The following is a 26331-nucleotide window of genomic DNA, read 5'->3' as shown; positions in this document are numbered from 1 at the left end:
TTGCCGCGTTGTGCGTCTTAACATGTGAAAACAACAACTCAACAGAGCAATCAACATGAAGACCAACGAAATGGAACAGGATCAGGTAAAGACGATCGTTCGCGAGCGGTACGGCCGAATCGCGGAGCAAGGCGGTTCCTGTGGCTGCGCGCCGACGTGCTGCAGCCCGGCCGGGACCGTCGATGCGCATGACGCCGATGCCGTATCACAGCAACTCGGTTACTCGCCGGCAGAAACGCAGGGGGTTCCCGAAGGCTCAAACCTCGGCCTTGGCTGCGGAAATCCCCAGGGCATTGCGAGCCTTCGCACGGGTGAAGCGGTGCTCGACCTCGGCAGTGGCGCCGGCTTTGATGCGTTTCTGGCCGCGCGCGCCGTTGGGAAAACCGGCCGCGTGATCGGCGTTGACATGACGCCGGAAATGGTAAGCAAAGCGCGCGCGAACAAACAAAAGGGAGGATACGAACACGTGGAGTTTCGCCTCGGCGAAATCGAGAACCTTCCGGTGGCCGACGAGTCCGTCGAGGTCATTATTTCCAACTGTGTCATTAATCTTTCGCCTGATAAACGCCGGGTTTTCCGGGAAGCGTTTCGAGTTTTGAAATCCGGAGGGCGCCTGGCCATTTCAGATGTCGTGGCACTCGCGCCGATTCCTGAGGCTCTGCGTCACGACTGGGATCATTACACCGGTTGCGCTGCGGGGGCTTCGACCATCGACGAGTTGCGCGCATGGCTGCAGGAGGCTGGTTTCACCCAGATACGCATCGCGCCAAAAAGCGAGAGCGGTCAAATTATTGGCCGCTGGTTTCCCGGGCAAAAGATTGAAGATTACGTCGCTTCCGCAACGATTGAAGCCGTGAAGAACTGAACGTTCATGAACGCAACGATGGAACACATCTGGCACGAGTTCGCCGGGAAGCTGGGCCGGTTCATCCGCACGCGGGTGGCCGACCCGGCTGCGGCGGAGGACATCCTGCAGGACGTTTTTCTTCGAATTCAAAAGCGGCTCGATCAGCTGAAGGACCCTGCAAAGCTCGAGACCTGGATTTATCTCATCGCGCGAAATGCCGTCGTCGACCACTACCGAACGCGCAGGGAAACAGTCGAGGTGCCTGAGACCATGCCATCCGAGCGTGCGGAGACTGACGGCGAAGTGGAGGAGCTGAAGCTTGCGTTTCGCCGGATGATTTACAGCCTCCCTGAACCGTTCCGCGAGGCAGTTGTTCTCACTGAACTTGAAGGCCTCAAACAGCAGGAGCTCGCTGACCGCCTTGGGATCTCGTTATCGGGCGCTAAATCCCGCGTGCAGCGCGGGCGGGCGCAGCTGAAAAAAATGCTCGATGAATGTTGCACGTTTGAATTCGATCGACGTGGAGCAGTGATTGGATGCGAGCCGAGAAAGCGTTCCTCGTGCGAGGAATGTGCGTAACTTCTGATCCATTGCCACCGGATCGTTGACGAACCCAAGGGAAGTTTCTAGTGTTGTGCCCGGGTACAACCCGGGAACGAAAGATCAACGCTATGCCTCCAAAAACCGCAGAAAAACCAGCCGCCGACGCCAAAAATGCAGATGCAAACAAGTTGGCCGTTGCGCGTCAGCGCGACCTCGACGCCGCCATTTCCACGATCACGAAAACCTACGGTGAAGGCAGCATCATGCGGTTGGGCGACGCGCAGGCACAGCGGCAGATCGAAGTCATCCCAACGGGCGCCCTTGCAGTGGACCTGGCCCTCGGTGTCGGCGGCGTTCCGCGCGGCCGCGTGATCGAGATTTTTGGGCCGGAATCCTCGGGCAAAACGACGCTGATGCTGCATGTCATTGCCAACGCACAGAAGGCGGGCGGCCTTGCGGCGTTTATCGACGCCGAGCACGCGCTGGATCCCGGATATGCGAAGAAGCTTGGCGTGAATCTCGACGACCTGCTTGTTTCGCAGCCAGACTCCGGCGAAGAAGCGCTGACGATTTGCGAAACCCTGGCACGTTCGAATGCGCTCGACGTCATCGTGGTCGATTCAGTGGCGGCCCTCGTTCCGAAGGCCGAACTCGAGGGAGAAATGGGAATGGCAACCATGGGGATGCAGGCACGGTTGATGAGCCAGGCATTGCGCAAGCTCACGGCCATTCTCAACAAATCCAAGACGACCTGCGTGTTCACAAATCAATTGCGCGAAAAAGTCGGAGTCATGTTCGGCAATCCCGAGACCACTCCTGGGGGCAAGGCGCTTAAATTTTACGCGAGCGTTCGCATTGATATCCGCCGCAAGGACACGCTCAAGGATGCGGCCGGCAACGCGATCGGAAACCACGTCAAAGTCAAGGTCGTGAAGAACAAGGTCGCGCCCCCGTTTGCCGAGGCGGAATTCGACATCATTTACAACCACGGGATCAACAAGGAGGGCAGCATCCTTGACATGGGAATTTCACATGGCGTGGTTGAAAAAAAGGGCGCGTGGCTGCAATTCAGCGGGGATCTGATCGGCCAGGGGAAGGATGCCGCTCAGAAGGCACTCGCCGAAAAACCGGAGGTCGCCAAGCGGATCGTGGAAGCGATCATGGCCAAGCGGAACGGCGTGGTCGCAGCAGCCGCCTGAGGGCCGGTTTTTACAGGCTATACCCCATTTTTTTGACAGCCGGATTTGGGCGATTATTTGCTTGCGCATAAGCACGCGCATGATTAATTACGCCCATAAGTTTGTTAGCATGGCTGTTAAAAATCTGCATGAATAAGCTTCAACCGGTGAGGGTGTCTTGAGCCGCCCTTTTCCTTCTCGTAATTTTTCTTCTTCGGGATCATTCGTCAGGGTCAACGGGAAAATCCGTGCCCGCGAAGTCAGGGTGATTGGCATCGACGGGAAGCAGGCGGGAATCCTCTCGCTTGCGGATGCGCTCAACATGGCGCGCACTCATGGAGTGGACCTCGTCGAAATCGCTCCGACCGCCAATCCGCCAGTCTGCCGGGTTGTTGATTACGGAAAATACCGATACGAACAGGCAAAGAAGGACAAGGAATCCAAGAAGCACCAGCACGCCAGCATGGTGAAGGAGGTCCAGCTCAGCCCGCGAATTGATCCTCACGACCTTGGAGTCAAGATTTCCCATTCCATCGACTTCCTTTGCGAGGACATGAAGGTCAAGGTGACCCTCAAGTTCCGGGGGCGCGAGATGGCCCACACTGAAGTCGGATTCGACGTGATCAAGAAGTACCTGGGGGAGATTGCGCCGTATGGGCATCCCGACTTCCCGCCCAAATTGATTGGCAAGGGGATCAACGTGATGATCAGTCCGCTGCCTCGAAATAAACGCGCCAAGAATCCAAACCAGAACGCTGTTTCACCTGCCACCGCGGCGGACGATTCCGAATCCGAATCGGACGATGAACCGGCCGAGCCTGTTGAGCGGCGGGAAACCGTGCAGATTGAACGCGGAAAATCTTCCCAGGGCGGAGAGGGCAGTCAGCAACCTGGCTTCGCAAACAACCCGTTCGCGCATATTAACGCCAAGTAGCTGTACCGCGGCGTTGCGGGCCACGAACAAAATCGCTTAGTCAGGCCGTCTGCTGTTCTGCAGATTTGCCTGCCGACAGGTGCGCGTTTACAAATTCAGGAAAGGAACAGTTCTCGCACGCTGCGTTCGATCGATCACAAAAATCACGCGTGATCTGAATCAGTCCCTGCTGTTCCGACGCGGATTTTAGAGATTTTGGCGCTGTTCGCCCGAGCAGGCGCTGGCGGCCGAGGCGAAGCACGACATTGTCTTCGGAAGCCGGCCATGCATGGTATCGATGTTCCAGACGTTGTTGGAGCATCTCGTTGCGTCCTTCTGCAGCGCGGATCCAGAGCCAGGGAAGAATCACGTTCACTGCCAAATCTGTCAGGCGAGCGTTCCCGAGAAGCGCTTGCGGCCGTTCCAACCGGGCCGACCGCAATGTCCAATGCCAGTTCCAGAACGCGTCATCCGGAACATTCAACCGCGCAAATAATTCGGAACAAAGATAGCGATCTTGGATTTCCGCGGCGCACCAGGCTTCCAGTTGCCCGGGCAAATTGCCTGCTGCCAGCCAGTGCGACGCCAGAGCGATGCGGCGTTGAGGATGATTGGCGGGGCGCTGGCCCGATAGGCACCACACGGAGCGCGGCAAGGCGAACTCCGCAAACTCTGCCCGCTCACGCCACCATTGATGCCACGCATTGCATACGAACTCGCCACCGCGTTGCCGGACGCCTGTGAAATCGGCGGGCAACAACCCGGCGATCCCAAGCAATCTCGCCTGCAACGCGCCTGCAGATTCGGTCGTTCGTTGCCACTGTGGCCGATGCTCCGCAAGGCATTGCATCGGCCAAGCATTATGTTTGTACCCTAGCGCGCGAAAAATCCCTTCCCACAACGATTGCTCCCAACCGACCTGTCGCGCCCTCGCCTGGAACTGGGTTGCTTTTGATCGAAAGCGGATCTCTGCAGCTTCACGCAGCAACGCCGTCACTTGAACTTCATCCAGGCCCTCGAAAGCAGCGCAACAGCGTCCCCGCCAGGCGATCGGCAACAGATTGATATCTTCGGTGGTGATCCAGAATCCAAGCTCATTCAAGGGCGCATCCAAGCGTGTGGCAATGGCAACCGTGGGAAGCGATGCGCCCGGTGCGGGACTTCCATCCCAGATCACGTGTAGAACAACATTCTTAAAGGCGGGATTCCGATCATGCCCATGGCCGTGCCATCCATGCGGGTAGACATCGATTTCAATGTCGCCGCTTCGCGCGGCCTCGTCATCGAACTGCACCACGGCACCGCGAAAATCCGGGCCGCCTTCGCGATTGAGAAAACCCGGATGAAGAATGCGCACTTTCCGTCCCGTGGTCGTGACGAGCTGGTCGCGCAGCACGCGTTGATGTTGCCACACGGCCTGCAGAAGCCGTTCGGGTGGAGGTTCGTTGCCTTCGTGGAATGCGGGCACGCTGCCGCAGTGAAGGCGAAACGCCGCGTATGAACTGTCGGGAAAACAAAACACAACCCGCCGCTGTTGTGCTCCCCGCGAGGAGGGAAGTCAAGCGCGCTGTGCCGCCTTGCTGCGATTCTTCGGTAACACTTACTTTTGGCGCACGCCGTGATTTGATGAACCGCCTTCTCAGAACGTTGAGGGATCCGTCTCAGGCAATTCGCTCGGTTCAGCCTGCGAACGCGACTCCAAAGGCTCCAGCGCAGTCGTCTTGTCGAAATGCAGGATCGCATCAAACTGCGCGCTGAGCCGCGCATGAAAATAATGGCTGGCACGTTCTGTTTCCGGCCGGTAAATCACGCCGATCGCACGTTCCAGCATCGTTTCATTCAATGCGGCGGACAGACGGGGTTCTTCACGCATGACCAAAAGGAAATCTCCAAGCCCGGATTCATGAAAGAGACGCTCATAGCTTCATACCGACGGCGGGCATCCCTTGCGGCTTCGCGTCGAATCCCTCGAGGTAATGCAGGACCGCTTCGATCGAACGATGAAGGCTGTAAAGATCCAGCCCGAAAATTCGCACCTGCGTCCCGCCTTTTTTTCCGCTGCTGTTGTAATCACGCAGCCATCCGCATAGATCCGCGATTTCCTGGTTTCTCCACATCCAGACTGGAAACCGTTCAAAGTCCGCCAGTGCGGCGTGCACATCCACATCGCGGCCTTCGCCAACAAATCGGCTCATTCTCGTGGCATCGGGCCAGTCCGCCTCCCATGCGATGACATTGGAGCCCTTTTCCTGAACCAGGCGCTTTGTGATGTCGGCCCGTGCACGATAGAACTCGTGTGTCCCATGCGTCGCCTCTCCGAGCAGCACGAATGTTGCGTCGCCGACCAATTCCATCAACGGATCGTAATCGGACTGCGCGCCCGGCAATGGACGGCCTGCGCCTTTGACTGCCTCCAGTTTCGCGTCCATATATATCCTCCATTTCCAGCGACAGCTTGCGTCGTAAATGTGGCCCGGCTGGATCGAACAGGCAACCTGTGCCACGCGCATGGCTCGCGACGTGTAATCGTTCGCTGACGAATTTTATGAAAGAACAAGACACGCTGTATCTGCTGAAACCCGGTTTTCATGATCGCGGCAAAACATACTTCTGCCCTGGATGCGCGGAGATGGCAGGCCTCCTGGAATTTTATCCGGCCATGAAAAAGGACATTCAAGTCCGCTGGGTTGATTTTGAACGTCCGCGCCCGGAACTCGTCTCCTTGCTCGGAGAAGAAAACCAGAGCTGCCCCGTGCTTGTTGTTGGCTCCGAGCCTAGAAACCTGCCACCGCATCTGAAGGTGCAGCAGGCGAACGGCCGCTTCTTCGTTGCAGGGCCGCGCGAGATTGGCGAATACCTCGCACACGCCCGCGGCATCGGCCTCCCCCACTAATGAATCCACGCCAGCGCAAAATGAGTTGCGGTGCATCACTTGCGCGCGCGCAGGTCGGCGGGAATCCTGACCGACGTGTGGCCCGGCTGCAGTGACCAGCCCGTTTTTAGGCCCAGCACAAACCAACCGAGGGTCACGGTGCCTATCGCAAAGATCGTGTCCCCGACGACACGCATCCAGCGCAGGATGTCCATCAATCCGGTCTGCGTGAATTCCGCGGAACGGGCGTACCACATTCCATGTTCCACGCTGGCCCACGCTTGCAGCAGGCCGACAGGGAGCAGGCTGAGGAGCACCATCAAGGCGAGGCCAATATTGATCGACCAGAACGAAAATGAGAGCAGGCCGGTTTTCCAAAGGCGATCATTCGTCAATCCGCGCTGGCAGAACAACATGAGCCCGATGCCGAGCATCCCGTAGACACCAAAGAGCGCCGTATGGGCATGCACTGGAGTGGTGTTGAGTCCCTGCATGTAGTAGAGGGCAATTGGCGGATTAATGAAAAACCCGAACAATCCCGCGCCAACCAGGTTCCAGAAAGCGACGGCAACAAAAAAGTAGATCGGCCACTTATAGGCCGCAACCCAGGGTCGCGCGCGGCTCAACGTCAGATTTTCATAAGCTTCGAACCCAATCAGCACGAGCGGCACCACTTCCATCGCGCTGAACGTGGCACCCAACGCGAGCACCGCGGTCGGAGTCCCGCTGAAGTAAAGGTGATGAAACGTTCCAATCATTCCGCCTGAAAGAAAAATGACCGTTGAGAAGAGCACAGCGCGCGTGGCGCTGCGGGTCTGCAGCAGTCCCATGCGAACGAAAAGAAAAGCGATGACCACCGTTGCGAATACTTCGAAGAATCCCTCCACCCACAAGTGCACGACCCACCAACGCCAGTATTCGATGATAGCCAGATTGGATTGCTGGCCCCACATCAACCCCGCGCCGTAGAACGCAGCGATGGCTGCCGACGCAATGAAGAACAGTACCAGCAACTGCCAATGTTCGCCGGGCTTCCGCAACACCGGCCAGAGCGAGCGTCCCATCAGGAACAACCAAACGAACAGCCCCACAAAAAGGAACAGCTGCCAGAAACGTCCAAGATCAACGTATTCAAGGCCTTGGTGTCCAAACCAGAAATTCGCACTGAACGACAGCTTCTGGTGCACCCCCAGGACCTGACCGGCCATTGAGCCCGCCACGATGATCAAGAGGCAGACAAACAGGAAATTGACCCCGGCACGCTGAAACTTTGGTTCGTATCCCGAAACAGCAGGTGCCACGAACAAACCCGTCGCAAGCCAGGCCGTAGCAATCCAAAATATCCCCAGCTGCGTGTGCCACGTCCTCGTCACGGAGTAAGGCAGCCATTCTGCAAGCGGAATGCCGTAAAATCCCGATCCCTCAACACCATAATGGGCAGTGACCGCCCCCAGCAGGACTTGCACGACAATCAACGCCGCCACGACCCAGAAATACTTGAGGGTCGCGCGCATCGACGGCGTAGGATCAAGCGAACGGAGCGGATCCTCCTCCGGGATTGATTCTCCGTCACTTTCCTCTTCCTCGCGATGCCGCTGGACCGCGAAGTACCACGCCAGCGCACCCACGCCGGCCAGGAGCAACACGAAACTCACAACCGACCACACGACGATGTCGCCCGTCGGACGATTATCGATCAGGTCCTCGCCGGGCCAATTGTGGGTGTAAGTGATTGCCTGTCCTGGGCGCTCCGTGGCGCAGGCCCACGACGACCAAAAGAAGAACGCATTCATTGCGGCACGGCGTTCAGGGTCTGGAACAGAGTTCGCCGGAATTGCATACGCGTCCCGCAGCTTCTCAAGCTCCGGGTCATCGCCGAACAAAGCAGTGTAGTGTTTCGCAACGTCGGCTATCGCACGCGCCCGCAGGTCTGAAACCACAATGTCGCCCGTCTTGGGATCGTAGGTATTGCGCCGCACCTCCTGCTTCAGCCGTTCACGAAATGATGCTCGTGTCGGCGCATCGAGTTCCTCGTAGTTCCTGCTGAACTCGGCTTGACCCCAGTGATTGAGAATCCAGACAAGCTCGCGATGCAACCAATCAGCCGACCAATCGGGCGCGACATAGGCACCGTGGCCCCACACACTGCCAACCTCCTGGCCTCCCATCGATTGCCAGACGTTCTGCCCGTCGCGGATCTGCTTCTCGGTGAAAACAACATTCCCGCTGGCTGTGACAACGCGCTTTGGGATCGGAGGCGCCACCTGGTATAATTCCCAGCCGTAATAACCAAGCACGGCCAAAGACCCAATGATTACGGCGGCCAGTGAGATCCAAAGCTTTCGGTATTTCATAACGGCGTTCGATCGTGCTGCTCCTGCAGGAGGATTGATGAATCTTTTTCATCGTTGCATGGACTGCACCCGTGAATAGTAGGTAAAAACCCGAATCCCTCAGAGACCTTACCGATCAAACCGACCTCGCCGCAGCCGCAGGGGCGATGTTCCTGCTGTGAGGAATCTCACAACGCCGGCTCGTCAGGCCCGCTACCGCCCCCGTGCTGCGGGTGGAGGCCAAACTCCTTGAGCTTCTCACGCATTTTCAGCCGTGTGACCCCAAGCCACTGCGCCGCCTTCGTCAGATTGCCGTTCGCCCGAGCGATCGCCTGGGCGTACAGTTGCGGCTCAAGGTCGCGCAACATGACGGAAAACGCCTCCTGAACTTCACCTCGCTCCACTCGATCCATCAGCTGCGTCACATACGCGAGGTGCGTCTGATGCAGCGGGCTGTTCGGCATCGGATTCTTCTCCAGGATGTCTTTCACATGTTCAAGCCCGATCGTGTATTCGCGTGCGATCAACAGCGCCTTGCGCACAGTATTCTCGAGCTCACGAACGTTCCCGGGCCACGGCTGCTTCTGCAGGTATGCGATTGCTTCGGGAGTAATCGATGGTGAGCCAACTCCCGCCTCAGGCCCGTACCGGCGGAGGAAGTAACGAACCATGTCGGGAATGTCTTCAGCGCGCTGATGGAGCGGCGGAAGATTGATGGTCACCACGCTCAGCCGGTAGAACAGGTCTTCACGGAACGCCCGCTCAGCAATGGCTTCCTCCAGATCGCGATGGGTCGCCGCAATGATTCGCACGTCAATAGCAACGGTCTCCTTCCCCCCAAGCCGCTGAATCTTCTGGTCCTGCAGGACCCGAAGCAATTTCACCTGGAGGTTGGCGTTCATGTCCCCGATTTCATCAAGAAACAACGTGCCACCATTCGCTTGCTCGAAACGCCCAATGCGGCGGGCATCCGCTCCCGTGAACGCGCCGCGTTCGTGGCCGAACAACTCGCTCTCCAGCAGGTTCTCCGGGATCGCGGCACAATTGATCGCAATAAACGGAGCCGAGGAGCGATCACTGTGCTGGTAAATCGCGCGTGCAATCAACTCCTTGCCGGTTCCTGTCTCGCCCCGAATCAGAACGGTCGCAGACGCAGCCGCTATCCTGCCAATCTCCTTGTAAATCATCTGCATCGCCCGGCTCTTGCCGACGATCGACATGCGCGGCGATTCGGTGTCTCCCATCTCAATCGGCTCCGACATCAATCGGCTGCTCTCGAGCGCCTTCGCCGTGAGGTCCAAAAGCTCCTCGACGTCAAACGGCTTCGGCACATAATCAAACGCTCCCCACTTGGTTGCTTCAATGGCCGTCTCCGTGGTTCCGTGAGCAGTGATCAGCAGGATCGGCAACTTCGGCTTGGCAGCGTGCAACTGGCGCACGAGCTCAAGTCCGTCGAGACCGGGCATCTTCAAGTCGGTGATCACCACGTCGACGCGATCGGCTATCGCTGCCGCAAGGCCATCGTCGCCCCGGTGCTGCAACGAGACATCATACCCATTCGCGCGGAAAGCCTTTTGCAGGCCCGTCGCGATGTTCCGGTCATCTTCAATGATCAACACCTTAGAATTCGTTTTCATGACGGTGTGCCAGCGGTAAAATAATTGAAAAAGTGGTCCCGCGGTTCGGGGCCGTTTCGTACTCGATCACTCCGCCATGCTTCTCAACAATGCGGGCCGCGATGGCCAGCCCCAGCCCTGTCCCTTCTTCCTTGGTTGTGAAGAACGGATCAAACAGGCGCTTCTGCGTTTCGGGCGCAATCCCGGATCCATTGTCCGACACTTCGATGATCGCCACTGGCTTGAACGCGCCGCCCAGGACCCGCGAATCAGTCCGCGCCGCCAGCGTCACGATGCCACCGTGTTCAATGCTTTCTGCGCCGTTCTGAACCAGGTTGATCAACACCTGCTTGATTTTGTCGGCGTCCGCCTTCACCCAGCCACCTTCGATTGGCACCAGGCGAATTTCAACGGATCTGCGGCGCAATTCCGATTCCAGCAGCTGCAATGTTTCGCGCAGAAGTTTTTCAATGGACACCACTTCGAGATTGGGTTCAGCAGGCCTCGCGAACTGCAGGAACTCGCTGACGATTCTTTCAAGCCGGTCAATTTCATTACGAATGACTTCAAGGTCCTCATGCTCTGACGTTCCTGCTTGATGGCTGCTCTTCAGTGTGAACAGGCGGACCTTGATGGCCGTCAACGGGTTGCGAATTTCGTGGGCGATGCCGGCCGCCAGCACGCCGAGTGAAGCCAGCTTTTCGTGGCGCTCAATCACGGCCAGGCTTTGAGTCAGGTTGCTTCGCAGGGGCGCAATGGTCCTGCGATACACCAGCACCATGATCAGGATCCCGCACGCCGCGAGTCCCAGCAGGGTGATGAATAGAAACTGCTGAAGCCGCCTGAGCGAAGTCTCTGCCTCAGCAAAAAACTCGGAAGCATCAACAGGGTCCGGCTGCGGGCTCGTTTTCACCTGCGCCTCCTGCAGTTGCGTCCGCAGGTTGCTGATCTGGCGCCATGCAGCCCGCTCCGCCCAGACCAATCCGCCGATCACGAGCACAGCCGCGATCAGCAGCTGGATTAACCGCACTCGGGAGTCCAGTATCATCGTCGCGCGGGACGCTAGCTGAGATCACTCACGCTGGCGACACCACAAAATCCCGGTTCAAAGCTGGCCGGAACGGCTGCTGAATCGCCTCATTAAGCTGCCGCCCCGCATCAGTCACCTGCACTCCGCTTCCGAGGTGTTCCGCCAGCCGTGCTCCGCGCAGGATCCTCGCCCCGTTCAGGATTGCTGCTGAAGGCAGCTCGCCCTTCTTCCGCTCCCGGCGCAGGTGATCCACCGCATTTACATGCGCGCGTTCAGTCATCACTTCCGGGGCTTCCGCGAGAACCGACAACACGTCGCGCGACGCGGTTGACTGCTGAAAGTATCGCAGCAGATGGATGCCCAGGCCATTGATCGAGGCCCCCGCCGGGGTCTGAATGGAAGTCACTGATTCCGGTTCAGTCATCGTGTCCAGCACATCCCTGATCATCTTGTCGCGCTGACGCGCAGCGATCACCAATCGAATGATGATGTCGATGCACAATGCCAACAGAACGAGAGCGAGCATAAAATGGGTAAAGGTCATGCAGAACAACTAGCCAGCCTTGTGCCATGAAAAATTTCATGCAAGCGCCACGGAACACGCGGTCCGCAGCCACAAGGTGGCTGTTTATCGGAACAAAAGATGCCGGCGTCGGCACGAATTCAACCGCCTTTTCAGACGCGGCTGAACTGAAGCATCATAGCGACGTGTTTCGATCGCTCGGGGGAAGTGTGGAGCTGGCACGACCCGAGCTGATTGGGCGGCAACCGCATTCTGTGAAAACAAACGCTCAGCCCTGCCGGCATCAAGACAACTCGTGCGAGCCACAGCTCTGTGCGATGTTGGAGCGCGATGTTTGAAGCGCGGCACCTCCGGACCATGGAAGGAGCAACGGATTTAATATGACGAAACACAATGATCTCGAAAAGTTTCTTGGAGAACTCAGGCGGCGATATCCTGCGGAGCCCGAGTTTCATCAGGCTACGACCGAAGTCTTCCGCTCAGTCTGGCCATTCGTGCAGAAAAATCCGAAGTTTGGCCGGGCAGGGATTCTCGAGCGCATTATTGAACCGGAGCGCGCGATTCTCTTTCGCGTGACCTGGACTGACAAGGCAGGCGCAGTACAGGTGAATCGCGGATTCCGCGTCCAGATGAACAGCGCCATTGGACCCTACAAAGGCGGCTTGCGATTTCATCCATCTGTGACATTGGGCACGTTGAAGTTTCTCGCCTTTGAACAAACATTCAAAAATGCGCTTACCACCCTGCCGCTTGGCGGGGCAAAGGGCGGCGCGGATTTTGATCCGAAAGGAAAGACAGACGAGGAAGTGATGCGATTCTGCCAGGCATTCATGACCGAACTCCATCGGCACCTGGGTGACAACCTCGACATTCCAGCAGGCGACATCGGTGTTGGCGGCCGGGAAGTCGGCTATTTGTTTGGCCAGTACCGCAGGCTCGCAAACGAATTCAGCGGCACATTTACCGGCAAGGGGCTTTATTGGGGCGGCAGCCGCATTCGCGAGGAAGCCACAGGGTATGGCTTGATTTACTTCGTCGAAGACATGCTGCGGACCCGCGGGTTTTCGCTCAACGGCCGCAGCGTGGTCGTCTCCGGGTCAGGTAACGTGGCGTTGCACGCCGCCGAGCGCGCCATGGCAGTTGGAGCAAAGGTGCTGACGCTGTCGGATTCCGAGGGAACGCTGTTTTGCCCGAACGGCTTCACGGACGAACTGCTCTCCGAATTGAAGGACTTCAAGCTGACGCAGCGCGGCCGCTTGAAGGAATTCCCTTCGCGCGCCGGGATCGAGTTTCTGTCCGCGCGGAAGCCTTGGGGCATCAAGTGCAATGTGGCGCTGCCATGCGCCACACAGAACGAATTGAACGTCGATGACGCGCGCGAACTTTTGAAGAATGGGTGCAATTGCATTGCGGAAGGCGCAAACATGCCCTGCACTCTCGAAGCCGTTCATTTATTCGTAGAACAGAAAATTCTCTTTGGTCCTGGAAAGGCCGCCAATGCGGGTGGAGTGTCGGTGAGCGGCCTTGAGATGACGCAAAACAGCATGCGCCTTCAATGGACCCGCGAGGAAGTCGACCGCCGCCTTCGCGAGATCATGAAGGCAATCCACAGCCAGTGCGTTCGATTCGGAGAACAAAACGGATACGTCAATTACGTGGATGGCGCAAACATTGCGGGCTTCCGAAAAGTCGCCGAAGCCATGCTGGAACAGGGAATCACGTGAAACGCAGCGATTCCAGCCCGCATCTGGATTCGAACTGTCAAACACGGCATCCCAGGGAGAACCAGCCAGAGAGCGGCGACGCGCAGTTCCGTCAATCCATTCAGATCGAGCAACAAGCGGGAGATGGTTCATTTTTGGATCAGAAGGCACCACGTTCGCGGGGAGTGACCAGGCTCGATGGATTTGCGTTCCCCCTTAACTCGCCTTGACCTCTCGGCACCCCTGGGCGGGGGAAAAACCAGTGCGTGGCCACATTCCTCAGAGAGAATGTGGGCTGCAGCACAACTCGCAGCACAGAGACGATCCTGGGATGGCGGAAAAGCGGTGGAAACCCTGTTTTAATGGTGCGCCCGACAGGACTTGAACCTGTAACCTTCTGATCCGAAGTCAGAAGCTCTATCCAATTGAGCTACGGACGCATTTGAGGCCAAGCCTCACGCCGGAACGCTAAACGCCAGCGCAACGAAAAGCAATCCCGGGCTCCTGTTGAACCGATTCGGGATTGTCGCATACATCATTCAATTCGGAAATTTCAATTCAAGATACGGCACCTGGCAAAACTATTACTGGACTGTAACCGCCTCTATGTAGTATTCGTCTCGCACGTTCGATGAGAAATCATATTAACACAACAGCAATGACCGCATCCCGCAATTTCGGGATCGCGGCCTCGGTACGTCGTACCCTGGCCCGTCAAGGTTGTGTTCATAACCTTGCCGCATCCAAGTCCTACGCATCGCGCATGTCGAACGTTCGATTGGATCAACAGGAGGTAAGCAGCTAGAGAAATCGAAGAGAATTTTCAAAACCCTGCTTACCGAAAGGAAGCAGGGTTTTTTTATTGCCGCTAACCGGCCGTGTAGTGCCAAAAACGAAAGGCAGACCAACAGTGAACAGATTTCAGCGACGTCTTGATGATGTCTGACGGTTCCAAACGAAGCCGGGTCTCCCGCCTGCGTCGCGAACAACACGCGACCGCAACGGATGCGCAGGAACGAGGCAACGTTCCGCCGGTGGGCTGTGCCCACGCGGAGCGATTACGCGCGGCTGCCTTCCGACGGCCAAACATGGCCGCTTCGTTGATGCGAATTTTCAGGCACCACGACATGCCGGCAACGTTCCAATCACTTTTACATATTAAAGGCTTCAAGGAGGTGTGCCTTCAAACACCAAAACAGCCGCCGTGAAACCGCGGGTTGGCAGCGCAAGCTGGCAAGAGGTGATTGTTCTTTATTGATAGCCACGGGCTGGAGGTGCAACAGCGCTTTCGGCCCTTTCCATTTCCGCTTTTGAATGTGGCAGGGTGAACACCCCACGTTAAGAAGCACTTCCAGAGGGCTGGGAATCCAGCTCCAAGTTATCAGCCCGAGACTTTCGTTAACCCTCAACAAAGGAAAAGCCATGAGAACCGTTCGTCGTTATCAAAGTCAGTTACTCCTTCGAAGGAGCTTCAAACCAGACCGCACACTCCGAATCCAGCCGGTGAAACTCAAGTTCACCTTCCGGCCTGCCGGGTTCGGCCTTAAACCAAAACTGAAATCCCACTCATCCGACTCAGGTTGACAACGCTTTCCGCACAAGCCGGGACGCGTTGTTCGAACGATTCACCCACCCATTGGCGGCGTTGCCGAATGAAACGCCGCCGTTACCCAACACAAAAAGGAGAACCCAAATGAACCCGATCGAAACCGATCTCCGAAGTGACAATCCCCAGGAATGCAGCTCAAGAGCCAACCACCTGGACGTGTACCGCAATGAGAGGCTCGCGTACACGGAAGTGCCCGTCGCGGCGCAAGAGAACCCGTTCTCTGCCCGATTGAGCGCCCTGCTGAAAGGGATGTATCACTGGATTCAATCACGCCACTGAAACCCGTTCGAGTCGGCCATGGAAGACATGATTCAATCCAACCTTGATTCGGCCGTGGCGACCCGTCGGCCTTGCTCACTTACAAGACTGCAAAGCTTCGCCGCTAGAGCGGATAGTCCCAACGGACCGACGCCAGGGAACGATTGGGCTCACGGAGTTAATTGCTGACAGCGAGCAGCGCACTCCGTGAACTCAACGCGTCGCGGTTATCGATTGCACGTAGCGCAGATCAGCTTTGCTCGCCGATGTGTCAGTCGACGGATTCGTACGAAGGCGAAGTGTTTCAGGATTCACCCATTTGCGGAAGCTCGCATGCCCGTCTGCGAACGAGAAGTTGGCGCCACGATGCCACATGCCAGGAAGGTTGTACCATGTGTTGCCTTCCGCCACGAAACCGAAATGGCCATCATCAATGATGCTCTCATGTTCTTCGACAAAGACGAACGCGGACGACGCAGGAGGTTTGACGATGTCATTCAATTTGAGATTAACGCGGTAGGCCGTCGCAGGGGTGTTCAGCTTCTCGCGCGTGACATCGTTTCCATTCATGTAACAATTCATGGAATAACTGCGCACGCGAAAGCTGATGCCGGCGGTTGACCGGCCGATGTCAGCCGGACAGCGGTAGATTCCAACCGATTTGTTGTAAGGGAACAACAGACCGTCCGCGAGCAGGCGGGTGTTGACGGCCTCCGCAGCGTCCTGCATGTCGCCTCGGATCCATCCGTTGCCGCCTTTAGGATTCGCGATCAACAGATCCCTGTTGTCTCCGGCGTACATAAACCAGCAGAGTTGCAGCTGCTTCTGGTTGTTGAGGCAGGCGATCTGCTGCCCCTTGCTCTTGGCTTTTGCGAGCGCGGGAAGGAGCATCGCTGCAAGAATGGCGATGATCGCGATGACCACGAGAAGTTCGATCAACGTGAAGCCAGTGGAGGAACGATCGATGCGGCGAACGGGAGCGGTGTATTGCGGCTTCATAGGCAGAATGCATGGATAAGAACCGCTTCCGCCTAAAATTACAATCCATCAAATGGTGGAGCCGTGAAGGGTTCGGACGCGGGGGAAGGGAGAATGGGCGTTACGAGTTCGGATCGTTACCGCAGGAGTGCCGAGGCGCACCAAAGGACCGGCGCCTGGCCGTGCATGTCGCCAACCAGGCGTTTCCGATTCAAATAGTATTTGAGACTGTTCTTTTTGTTTGTGCCTTCACAGACATCTCGAACGTCGCCGTTCGCATCAATATAGCCGATGAGCGCCAGCCACCCCTTCCGTGCGGCAGGCCCATAAATCTCCGCCTCCAGCCAGCCACACTTCACACCTGTGATCATTGCGAACGTGAACATCCCCGTGCAGGAGCTTTCGGGCCATGACTCTGGATGATCGACTAGTTGGCGCCACATGCCGGTGCCGGATTGATACCGAAGCAGCGATTCCATCATGCGCCGATATCCGGCCAGGATTGCCCGGCGGTGGGGGTGTGACTCAGGCAATGCGCGCAGCAATTCAGTCATGCCTGCCGCCATCCAACCGTTGCCGCGGCCCCAGAAGAAAGGCACGTCGGGTGCATGATAAAACAAGCCGTTCGTTTGCTGCAGTTTTTCCAGATACAACACCATTTCCCGGGCGGCACGATCGATGTATACAGGATCTTTCGTCGCACGGAATGCCTGCGCCTGGATCATCGTGATCATGAACATGTCATCAATCCACAGCCGCGTCTGCCAGCTGTAACCCTGATCGACCCAGCTCCGCAGCTCAGCGTTCATCCGATTGCGCGCAGATTCAGGCGCTTGCCATTGCGCATCGGCGAATCGTTGGCCCAGCTCGCGGCAGCGGCCATCCCCGGTTTGCAGATAAATCTCAAGCGGGACAGCCCCGAAGACGGTTGCATCCACATGCCCCGGACGCGGCACCAGTTTTCGTTCCTGGTTGAAAAGCGGCTCAAAACGGCTGACGAGCTGTTGCCGGAGGGCAGTATCTCCAGATAGGTCGGCAAAGGTCAGGGCGCCCCACCACGCGACGCTTTCCGGGTACGTGATTTCTCCAGGCGGATTCGGATTCCCGAAGTTCGGATGCGGGCTTGCAATAAATCTCCTGGCGACGCGCGTGCCGACTTCCTGCGGTGATGCACCTGGGGGAAAGGCGTGAAGATAGTTGCGCGCAGCGTCCCGACTTGAATTCGTGACGCACCCGCCTGCCACGGTCATTAAAACCAGCACCCAGGCTGCGAAGCATTTACGTTTCATGCTTTTGTGCTGTGGAGTATTGTTTTGAATTCATTCCAGAGCGCTTCGAGAGGCTTTCCTGTTCGTTGCTCCAAAAGGGCTGGCCGAAACGTCCCGGCACGCAGAGCACGATTCAACTCAGATATTATTTTTGAATCGTGGTGCTTCTCGATCCACTCGAGAAAACACGCCGCCGCTTTCGGGTTATCGCGGTAGCCCGTCGTATCCAGATCGAACCGCGGTCGAGATGCCTGCGGCTCAAAATGCACCATTCGCACGTACTCCGCCAAACCCTGCGCCACCCAGCTCGCATTCCGGTTCCGCGGGTAACCCTGCACCACATGAACCAACTCCCGGATAACCATGCCGAAATCATTAGTGGCACCGCGAACGTAATGGGCTGAGATATCGATGCGGCTTCCCCGGGTGGAGGCCACCCCGTCGTAGTCGTTGCGGAATGTCAGCCGAACATCGTCCGGCGGGGTGAATCCATCGCTCGCAAGCAACGCTGAAATCCGCGGATACCACTCGGCGCACAACTCGCCCGCCCGGCGGCCCCAGCCGGTGAGATCCGGGGTGTCTTCGGTGTTCACCTTGATGACAGCGATGAGCGAACCATCGGCGGCTTTTGCATTTCCAGTCCAGCTGAATTCCGATGGCAATCCGCTCGTGGCCGCATCCGTCCTGGAAGCACGGTCTCGCGGGACAACGCCGGGATATTTGATCCCGCCAGGCCCTTCAGTTGGCGGCACGGCGTGCATGGTCACGACCGAGCTGCTGCACGCCCAGGAATGAAGGGTTGTTTGCGGTGTGCGCTGGCGCCACCGCGGCCACGAAAGATTGTCGGCAGCACGACGAACATCCCATGCAGTTTCGGCATTATATTGGAGCCAGCCACCATAGCGGTTCTCAAGGCCCCGCTGGACCATGAACCTCGAAATCCAGCGCGCACAGATGCCGTTGAATCCTCCCCCGTCGCCGCTCTCACCATAACGCGGCATCAACCCGCCGCGGCTGATCACATTCATCGTGTAATCAGCAGCAAGCAGCGCGTCATTCGTGCGGCCGAGAAGATTGGCTGCGCCGACAAACGTTCCCTGGTTGTAAGTGTAGGTGCGCAGATCCCTGTTTCCGCGAAGATTGATGTTGTCGTGGACAGCACCCGTGTTTGTATTGAACAGCGTCGCGCGCAGCCATTGAAACATTGCTTCCGATTTTGCGAGGTAGTTTGTGTCCCCGTGAATCTGATAAAGGAGGTGTGCCGCGATCGCCCCTGGTCCGTTCACACAGGCATTCTTCGAGAGATTATCGACCTTCCAAAAGAGTCCACCGCCCAGGTCCGCCGACCAGCCCCGTTCAAAACACATGTCAAAATTCTGCTTCGCCACGTCGCGGAACACCGGGTTGCCCGTATGCTGATAGGCACGCGAGCAGGCAATGACCATCCACATGATGTCGTCATTGAAATCATTCTTTCGCCAGTTGCTGGTGTGATCACTCAAAAATCCATTGAAAATGTTGCTGAACAGGGTGAGGCATTTCGGGTCGCGCGAGCGTTCATAAACATCGAGGATCATTTCCAACTGTTCTGCGCGCTCCCAGAAGTAAGTTTTCCCGCCCTCGGTGGATTCCTTGTAATACCCGTTTGTCCCCGCTTCGAAATAGAAAGCATCATTATACGCTTTGAAAAGCGTTTTGGCGTCAGTCGCAGTGAAGGCGTGCGCAGGAGATGCAAAAAGCAAATGCGTCGCCCCGATTAATAGCAACAACGCGGCGCGCAGTCCTGAAAGTTCCAGCTTTGATTTCATTGATTTCTCAATCTGTTTTCGGTCGATGCCATTTGCGTTCCGCGTTCCAACTCAAAAGCAGCGGAACCGGTGTCAATTCGGCTGCCGTGTCGCTGAACGCCACCCGAATTGTGCGCGATTCACCCGGCAGCAGCGAAACGAAATTGTCGTCGCTGTTCAACACCGTGCCCGGGACCACGGCCGCCCGCCAGTGATTCCGGCGGCTCTTCGCATCATGAAACTCAAACAATCTGTTCTGCGTCCAGCAAACGCCGGCGAAGTTTGGAAAGGTTGACCCGCTGGATGCTTGTCCCATCCTGCAACGCCTGGTCGGCTGCAAGCGCAGCGGACTCGCTGAGGATCATGAATGGCGGCTCCATCCGCACAGACGAAAACGCGACGTGCGTGGTCGACACACAGAATGTGACGAGCAGGTTTTCACATTCGTCTTCACGCGGAACAATGGCTGCATACGGAACGGGATACGGCTCCCCAATCCGCCGATAAAAATACCCTTCATGCGCAACGATGCCTTGATGGACCAGGCGTTGCACCACATGGGAATCGAGGGAGTAACTGCCCATCCCGACGGAGTCGTCGCGTTTGGCCGGGTTTTCGCAATGCGGCTGCGAGATCACGAATCTGCTGGCCATGCGACGCGCCTGGCGAATGTAGAGCTGCGTCGGCCAGCCGCCTGTGTCCTGAAACTCATCCTTCGGCAGGCCCCAGGCGGCAATTTCTCGACGCAACCATTCAGGCAGTCCTTCATCCGTTCGCAGAAAATAGAGATATCCTCGCTGATACTCTTCATGCGCATGCCAGATCTTCGCACGTTCAGCCCAGCTGCCCTCGGCATACCGCTCGGAGCCTCCGCTGGCAAAATCCATCGAGATGTTGCAAAGGCCGTTGTTCACGTCGGTCTTGCCACGCATGAGCTGCGTGATCTTCAGCAGGCGTGGATGATTGCGGGGAATCCTGTGGCCGAAATTGAAGTACAGGTCGCCCGGCTCAAGCGGATCGCCCATCCGTTCCACCTCAGTGATGTAACGACGCACGAGTTCGAATCGATTTGGATCGTAATTCGAAGGCGCCGCAATCGGGATGGGATCGTTCCTGGTGAGGCAAAGCCGGAAATTATAGGCCTGAACTCCGGCATGCCTCCGGCCTTCGCGGCCGAGCGAGGCCTTGGATACCAGCGGCAGCAGGCCGCTTGCGGGATCGCCGGGCCGCCTGTAGGGATCCAGACGCACGGGATGCTTCACAGAACGGCGCGCCGCTCCGCCGCCTTCGTTGCGATCGCTGAACACCGCGGAAAGGCACACGCCCCCGAGCTGTTCGCCGAACTCGTCACGCCCCTCACGATCGGTGCGATACGTCACGCCCGCTGCTGCGAGCAGGTCGCCTTCGTAGGAACAATCAATGAACATGGACGCCTCGATTGTGAGGTAGCGGCGCTCCAAGGGGCGGGGCGAAGGTGCGCCCCGGGAATCCACGGGCGCTTTGTCCAGAGTAATGGTGCGAATGCGGCGTCGCGATTTCCCGACCGAATTCAGGCGCGTCTCGCGAATGACTTCAACATGGTTGTCAGCAACCAGCTTCTCAAACAAGCGCTCGGCGACGTGTGGCTCGACGCTCCAGCCGTTGCTTCGAACATTCAACGCGGCGTAGTATGCTCGCACGCTGTCGAAATATTTTTTCGTCAAGCCGCCGATCGTTGGCGCGCGACCGTAATCGATCCAGCCCAGGCCGCCCGCTGTCATGCCGCCAAGATGACGGGTCGTTTCGATCAACAGAACAGAACGGCCAAGACGGGCGAGAGCAACGGCGGCAATCACTCCGCCCGAAGTTCCGCCATAGACACATACGTCGACCTTGCGCCGCGTTTCAGAACTCATCGCGAACCCTGGCGTGGCAAGCGCGGCGGTGATCGCGATTGACGTGGTGCCTAGAAACGAACGCCGCGAGATTCCCGGGGATCCAGCCTCCATTGATTCTCTGCCGTCAGTTTCCAAAATCGGCCGGCGCTCCAGAGAATCTGCTTCCGTCACACTGCGGTGGTCAGTTGGCGACTGCATTTACATTTGTACCCTTGAAGGCTTTCACGTGCCAATCAAAGTAAAGTCGATTGCGAGTAATGCCGTGATTCGAGCTTTCGGCAAGGTTCTGCCAGCCACCGCCAAGCAGCTTGCGGTCAACATCGGACACGGCATAGATGTCCGTCAACGGCCCATAGCCGCTCACAGCCGCGAGCTTCATCGGCGCATGGGGCGTTCCGGTAGGGCTGTTCGGATAGCCGAACGGAACCGGATGCGAAGGGACGCGAACGTTCCCGTTTGAGTGGCCTACCGTCAGGGCGTAATTAACGCGGGTTATTGCTTCATTGGGCGATTCCTTGGAGAACTTTCCATAGCCCGGACAAAACATCGCCGGAAGATAATTCACCTGCACGCTGCCCATTGAGCCCGGATCCTTGCCGCCCATGTATTTCGCGAGATAAAAAGCGAAGTTTCCGTACTGTGCTTTGGGATCGGGATGATCGGGCTTGTTGCCATAGGCGGAGCTGACACCAGTGAGGGCAGGTCCTGGAAGTTTATCGCCGTTATCCTCCACATACATCGCAATGGCGATTCCCGTCTGCTTCAGGTTCGAAATGCATTGAACGGACGCAGCCTTTTGCTTGGCCCTGCTGAGGGCCGGCAACAGCATGGCCGCAAGGATGGCGATGATGGCAATCACGACCAGCAACTCGATCAAGGTGAATGCGTGACGTGGAGATTTCGGTGTCGTCATAACTCTCAAGTGCGGCTGCGTTGGAACGCAGCCGCACGACAGACGGATTAAGTGACGCCTCAGGGACGGCGCAGGCGGTAGAACACTGCGGGATTACCTGGCGTCGCGGGAATGTTCGTTGATGTCATCGATGCGCTGGCGGGGACATCCGTCCAGTTTGAAGCCAATCCCGTGGCCAGCGAATTAGTCTGCACCTGCAGAACCCAGCCCTGATGCGTCTGGGGCCAGGACAGTGACAGCGCGCCACCGCCGAAGGACATAGTCAGGTTCGCAGGTGTTGCCGCGGTGCCTCCGCCAATGACGGTCAGACTTCCCGTGGCTGATGTTTCCGCGGTTGCGCCCGTCACGCCTGTCCACGTGGCCGGAAAGTGGTTTGGGTAAGCCGCTGTCAGCTGCGCAGCGGTGTAGGTTCCTGCTGCAAGCACAATGCCCCCGGCAGTGACCGACCCGAACGTATGATTTCGCGTCAGGTTGAAACGCCCGTTCAAGGTGAGCGTAGCAGCCGGACTGTTAATATCGTAACTCGCTTGCAATGCAGCATTGGTTTCAACAATGATCGAATTCGTGCCGAGCGAACCTGCGGCGCTGCCGACCAGCGTTCCTCCCAGGACGTTCCAGGTTCCGCTAAATGTGTTCACTGCTCCGGCCACATTGAGTGCAGTATTCGCGTTTGGCTGGAAAGTCGCGTTCTGGAAACCGCGGTATTCAATCGTTGCGCTGCCTGTGAGCTTCGCGTTGATCGTGATCGATCGGCCACCGCTCGTCGTTGATCCCGAAATCGGCGTGTTGGCCGCGATCTCGATCTCGCCTCCAAGGCTCGTTGGATCGTTGTTATCCGTGAACGACAGGATCTGGCCTCCGTTCATGACCAACCGCGGGAACACGGTTTCACCCGCGCCACGACCTTTCAAAATCAGCGATGCAATCCCGGCGTGGGTTGAATCGAAGACACCGCTGCCGTAAATGGTGAGCACCTCACCGGGGAAAGTAACGCTCGCTGTCGTGTTCGGAGTGCGCAACCCGCCGCCCACCACCACGTGATACGTGCTGCCAGGCTTCGAAACTGCCGACACATTCGCAGCCAGGCCATCGCTCCAGGCGCTTCCCGTGTTCCAATCCTGGCCCCCGGGCTGCACCACGGAGTTCGTGATCTCCTCGGCTGCACTGACAGGATTGACTGAAATCGTCGCCGGCTGGCTGATGGCCGGTCCATGCAGATTCGTAACCACCAGCACGTAATCGCCTGCGTCGGCGGGCGTGATGTTGCTGATCGTGAGTGATGGACCAGTTGCTCCGCTGAATCGGCCGCCATTTGAGACATCGACAAAGTTGACGCCATCGAACCGCTGCCATTGATAAGCCAGCGGCAGGGAACCGCTTGCCCCAACCGAGAGGCGAACGGTTTGTTGCTCGTAGACGCTCTGTGTCGCGGGCTGCGCAAAAATCGTCGGGGCAAACGTGGAAATCCCCGAACCCGCGGCGTACAGCGCTGTAAGCTCGTCCTGTGTCAGTGCCTTGCGATAAATCGCCATGCTGTCGATCGACCCATCAAACTGCCGGTTCCCGCCAGAGAAAGGATCCTCCCCGATGTAGGTGTTCCCTGCAAAACCCTGAACGACGTGATTATAGTTCTGTGATGAAGCCAGCAGTCCGTTGGCGTTAAACACGTAAACCGTTGCATTTGTCGGCGTGATCACAAGCGCGACGAAAGACCAGATTTCTGAAGGCGGCGCGATTTGCGAATTCCAGTTAAAGGTCCCGCCTTCATTATTCCAGGTGTAACCCAGCGTTCGCTGGCCATTTGCATCGGCGCTGCCTGTGAAGTTAAAGCCGGCCGTTGTTCCCGAACTGCGGCTGAAGATCAGACCCGCGTTCGCAGGCGGCAGGCCGGGCTTGATCCAGGCGGCGAAGGTAACGGTGTTCGTGTGCAGGTTGAGCGGAGGAATCACGACGTGCGAATCCGGCGTAAAACCGGAGACACGCAGCGAGGTGTTGGAATCCTCAAATCCCGGGAATCCCAGCGCAGGCACTGGGCCAGCGATGCCATGAAGGCCGTTCTGGGCCGTGACGCCATACAGTCCATCGTGATCGCCCGCGTAATCGTGGGCCACCGCGGTGCCGGATGTCGGATCGCTCGTCTCGTTGAAAAGATAGAGCGCGGTGGGATCCTCACTCACAGCCGCGGCCTCGAACCCTGTCGGTGAGCGAAGTGTCAATGCCGCAATCGCGCTGATATCCATGCCGCTGGCATTGGTGACGACCACGTCATAGTTGCCCAGGTCGGCGGCAGTAACATTGTTCAGGACCAGGACGGCCTCGTTCGCACCCGAAATGGTTCCACCGTCACTCAATGGCGTGCCGTTGCGACGCCACTGATATGCAGGAGAATTCGTGCTTTCGAGTTCCACTGAAAAGTGCGCTGCAAATCCGGGATAGGCACTGTCGGGCTGCGGGTCGCGCGTGATGACGGGCGCAAGAATCATGCTCGTGATGACCAGGTCAATCGACTTGTTCGCAACGTTGTTTGTGAGATGCGCGACCGGGCTCCCGGTTGTTGGGTAATTGGCCGTGAGCGCAGTGAAATGGTTATCGCCATCAACCAGGCCCGGCGCCGCGCTCGAGTATTTGATGAGCGTGATTCGCGCCGGGATGGACGTTACCGGAGGAAGACCGGTGATGTTAATCGTATTGACGGAGCCTGCTGTTCCAAACGTTCCCACTGTGATGTTCGTGCTCGTGAAATCGGCGTTCAAGGTTCCGTCATTCAGCGTCAATGTGCCTGGGACAACGAACGGAGCAGCGAGGCCCGCGAGGTCGAGCGTCGAGAATGCATTCACCGCGATGGCCGAACTGCTGCTGATCGCGCCCGCGCCCACAAGGGCCAGCGTGCCTGAATCGACAACGGTCGGACCGGAATAAGAGTTGGCGGCCGCGAGCGTGAGCGTCTCAGGCCCGAGCTTGGTCAGCCCGCCGACCCCGCCAAACGCGTTGTTGAATCGAACCGGGAATCCTGCCGTGTCAAATCGAAGCCCGCCTTCAGCGAGGTTCACCGCGTTTGTGAGATTGATGAAGAAGTTCGTTGTCGCGGCAACGGCCTGCAGGGTTCCGCCGTTTGCATTCACGCTGGCGGCGCCGCTTTGCCGTTCGATCCCGCGCACAGTCATGGTTCCACCGTTGAGATTAAGCGTCCCCGTGTTGCCGGCATTGCGTCCAAGCCGCAAAACGTTCTGGTAACTGAAGGTGGCGTTGTCCTGAATCGTGAAGGTGCCCTGCCCGGAACCAGTGTTTCCAATCACGACGATTGGATTGGCATCACCGCCGTTGAGACTTGCATTGGAGTTGATCCAGATGGCGTTGTCGCGCAGCACCATGGAACCCGAGCCGCCGTTATTACCGCCCACCCACAGCGCTGACCCGCCACCCGACTGATTCTGATTTACATAGGCGCTGCCGGAAACGATCAACTGGTTGCCTGCGCCCGATTGCGCGCCCACGACCATCTTCGGCAGATTCAACGTTCCGCCGTTGATCGTCCATGTTCCCCCGCCCTGAATGCGTGTGTCCACCGCAGCTGTGACGGTGCCTCCGCTGATCGTGATGCTGCCGGGGCCGATCAATTGCAGGGCATTCACGGTAATCTCGCCACCCGTCATGGACAGCGCGCCCTCGTTTGGCTGAAGGTTGTTAACCGCAACGAAATCGCCATCGCTGATCAGCGTTGTTGATCCCGCAATATTGTTGACGGCATTGTCGCCAGTCGCGGGCACCCCGTTTCCAAATGGTGACGCCGTGTTTGTCCAGTTGGACGCGTCGGTGAACGCCCCCGACGTGGTGTTGGTCCATTGAAATGTCGCTGACTTCGCCACAGGGGTGAATGCCAGGAGGCTGAGACCGACGCTCGCGCCGGTCAGCAGGTTGCGCAGCATTGAAGTTTTCATCGTGCTCGTTTGGTTTTCCGATCGTCCTGCAACTGCAGCCAGGCATCAGAGCGGGCCAACCCGTGAGTGGGTCACTGGAGGCGGGGGCTGAGATTCTTTCTCGGCAGCATTTGCGATCTGTTCCAAGAGTGAAACCGCCAGGCAA

The 26331-nt window shown here is 57.7% G+C and carries 20 protein-coding genes and 1 tRNA gene; 7 read left to right on the top strand and 14 right to left on the bottom strand.

Annotated elements, in window-relative coordinates; genetic code table 11:
* Positions 1–55: 55 nt before the first annotated feature.
* The 4 genes from VEH04_14165 to infC all read left to right on the top strand — a co-directional run bounded on the left by VEH04_14165 (position 56) and on the right by infC (position 3502).
* Complete coding sequence (locus VEH04_14165) at positions 56–865, top strand: arsenite methyltransferase (protein HYG23924.1); 810 nt, start codon at positions 56–58, stop codon at positions 863–865.
* A 6-nt stretch (positions 866–871) separates the two neighbouring features.
* Positions 872–1426, top strand: coding sequence for an RNA polymerase sigma factor SigZ (gene sigZ, locus VEH04_14160; GenBank protein HYG23923.1), 555 nt, complete (start codon positions 872–874; stop codon positions 1424–1426).
* 92 nt (positions 1427–1518) lie between these two features.
* Positions 1519–2589, top strand: coding sequence for a recombinase RecA (gene recA, locus VEH04_14155; protein ID HYG23922.1), 1071 nt, complete (start codon positions 1519–1521; stop codon positions 2587–2589).
* A 157-nt stretch (positions 2590–2746) separates the two neighbouring features.
* Positions 2747–3502, top strand: coding sequence for a translation initiation factor IF-3 (infC, locus tag VEH04_14150; protein HYG23921.1), 756 nt, complete (start codon positions 2747–2749; stop codon positions 3500–3502).
* Between the two features lie 40 nt (positions 3503–3542).
* On the opposite strand, the gene VEH04_14145 is transcribed toward infC, so the two are convergent.
* From VEH04_14145 to VEH04_14135, 3 genes are all read right to left on the bottom strand, one after another.
* Positions 3543–4949 carry a DUF2851 family protein gene (locus tag VEH04_14145; protein ID HYG23920.1) on the bottom strand — a complete coding sequence of 469 codons (1407 nt, stop codon included), beginning with the start codon at positions 4947–4949 and terminating at the stop codon, positions 3543–3545.
* A 171-nt stretch (positions 4950–5120) separates the two neighbouring features.
* A complete protein-coding gene (locus VEH04_14140; protein ID HYG23919.1) occupies positions 5121–5354 on the bottom strand; it encodes an erythromycin esterase family protein in 234 nt (77 codons plus the stop codon).
* A gap of 43 nt (positions 5355–5397) precedes the next feature.
* Positions 5398–5910 (bottom strand): erythromycin esterase family protein, encoded by a 513-nt coding sequence (locus VEH04_14135; protein HYG23918.1) that lies wholly within the window; start codon positions 5908–5910, stop codon positions 5398–5400.
* Positions 5911–6026: 116 nt separating this feature from the next.
* On the opposite strand from VEH04_14135, the gene VEH04_14130 reads away from it, so the two are divergent.
* Entirely contained in the window at positions 6027–6374 is a 348-nt protein-coding gene (locus tag VEH04_14130) for a DUF3088 family protein (GenBank protein HYG23917.1), read from the top strand.
* A gap of 35 nt (positions 6375–6409) precedes the next feature.
* Here the strand turns inward: VEH04_14130 and VEH04_14125 are convergent, their stop codons facing one another.
* The 4 genes from VEH04_14125 to VEH04_14110 form a co-directional block, all read right to left on the bottom strand.
* On the bottom strand, positions 6410–8707 hold the full coding sequence (locus VEH04_14125) for a nitric-oxide reductase large subunit (protein HYG23916.1): 2298 nt from the start codon (positions 8705–8707) through the stop codon (positions 6410–6412).
* Between the two features lie 167 nt (positions 8708–8874).
* Positions 8875–10323 carry a sigma-54 dependent transcriptional regulator gene (locus VEH04_14120; GenBank protein HYG23915.1) on the bottom strand — a complete coding sequence of 483 codons (1449 nt, stop codon included), beginning with the start codon at positions 10321–10323 and terminating at the stop codon, positions 8875–8877.
* Complete coding sequence (locus VEH04_14115) at positions 10307–11350, bottom strand: ATP-binding protein (GenBank protein HYG23914.1); 1044 nt, start codon at positions 11348–11350, stop codon at positions 10307–10309. Before VEH04_14115 ends, VEH04_14120 begins: the two co-directional genes overlap by 17 nt.
* Positions 11351–11378: 28 nt before the next feature.
* Positions 11379–11858, bottom strand: a complete 480-nt coding sequence (locus VEH04_14110) for a hypothetical protein (protein ID HYG23913.1) — start codon at positions 11856–11858, stop codon at positions 11379–11381.
* Positions 11859–12235: 377 nt separating this feature from the next.
* On the opposite strand from VEH04_14110, the gene gdhA reads away from it, so the two are divergent.
* Positions 12236–13579: an NADP-specific glutamate dehydrogenase gene (gene gdhA / locus VEH04_14105; protein HYG23912.1), complete on the top strand. Its 1344-nt coding sequence runs from the start codon at positions 12236–12238 to the stop codon at positions 13577–13579.
* A gap of 342 nt (positions 13580–13921) precedes the next feature.
* Here gdhA and VEH04_14100 read toward each other — a convergent pair.
* A tRNA-Arg gene (locus VEH04_14100) sits at positions 13922–13998 on the bottom strand.
* A gap of 1253 nt (positions 13999–15251) precedes the next feature.
* Between VEH04_14100 and VEH04_14095 the strand changes: the two genes are divergently transcribed.
* Positions 15252–15446, top strand: coding sequence for a hypothetical protein (locus tag VEH04_14095; protein ID HYG23911.1), 195 nt, complete (start codon positions 15252–15254; stop codon positions 15444–15446).
* A 192-nt stretch (positions 15447–15638) separates the two neighbouring features.
* Here the strand turns inward: VEH04_14095 and VEH04_14090 are convergent, their stop codons facing one another.
* The 6 genes from VEH04_14090 to VEH04_14065 all read right to left on the bottom strand — a co-directional run bounded on the left by VEH04_14090 (position 15639) and on the right by VEH04_14065 (position 26186).
* Positions 15639–16424 carry a prepilin-type N-terminal cleavage/methylation domain-containing protein gene (locus tag VEH04_14090; protein HYG23910.1) on the bottom strand — a complete coding sequence of 262 codons (786 nt, stop codon included), beginning with the start codon at positions 16422–16424 and terminating at the stop codon, positions 15639–15641.
* A gap of 116 nt (positions 16425–16540) precedes the next feature.
* Positions 16541–17692, bottom strand: coding sequence for a glycoside hydrolase family 88 protein (locus VEH04_14085; GenBank protein HYG23909.1), 1152 nt, complete (start codon positions 17690–17692; stop codon positions 16541–16543).
* Complete coding sequence (locus VEH04_14080) at positions 17689–19479, bottom strand: glycoside hydrolase family 76 protein (GenBank protein HYG23908.1); 1791 nt, start codon at positions 19477–19479, stop codon at positions 17689–17691. The genes VEH04_14085 and VEH04_14080 overlap by 4 nt, the downstream gene beginning before the upstream one ends.
* A 221-nt stretch (positions 19480–19700) precedes the next feature.
* Positions 19701–21446 carry an FAD-dependent oxidoreductase gene (locus VEH04_14075; protein ID HYG23907.1) on the bottom strand — a complete coding sequence of 582 codons (1746 nt, stop codon included), beginning with the start codon at positions 21444–21446 and terminating at the stop codon, positions 19701–19703.
* A 70-nt stretch (positions 21447–21516) separates the two neighbouring features.
* Positions 21517–22248 (bottom strand): prepilin-type N-terminal cleavage/methylation domain-containing protein, encoded by a 732-nt coding sequence (locus tag VEH04_14070; protein HYG23906.1) that lies wholly within the window; start codon positions 22246–22248, stop codon positions 21517–21519.
* Between the two features lie 59 nt (positions 22249–22307).
* Positions 22308–26186 (bottom strand): LamG-like jellyroll fold domain-containing protein, encoded by a 3879-nt coding sequence (locus VEH04_14065; protein HYG23905.1) that lies wholly within the window; start codon positions 26184–26186, stop codon positions 22308–22310.
* Positions 26187–26331: the final 145 nt, after the last annotated feature.

It is taken from the genome of Verrucomicrobiia bacterium, assembly GCA_035629175.1.
In the GTDB taxonomy this organism is placed as follows: domain Bacteria; phylum Verrucomicrobiota; class Verrucomicrobiia; order Limisphaerales; family DASXHY01; genus DASXHY01.
The sequence above is the reverse complement of the archived record's forward strand: the minus strand, read 5'-3'. Positions and strand labels throughout refer to the sequence as shown.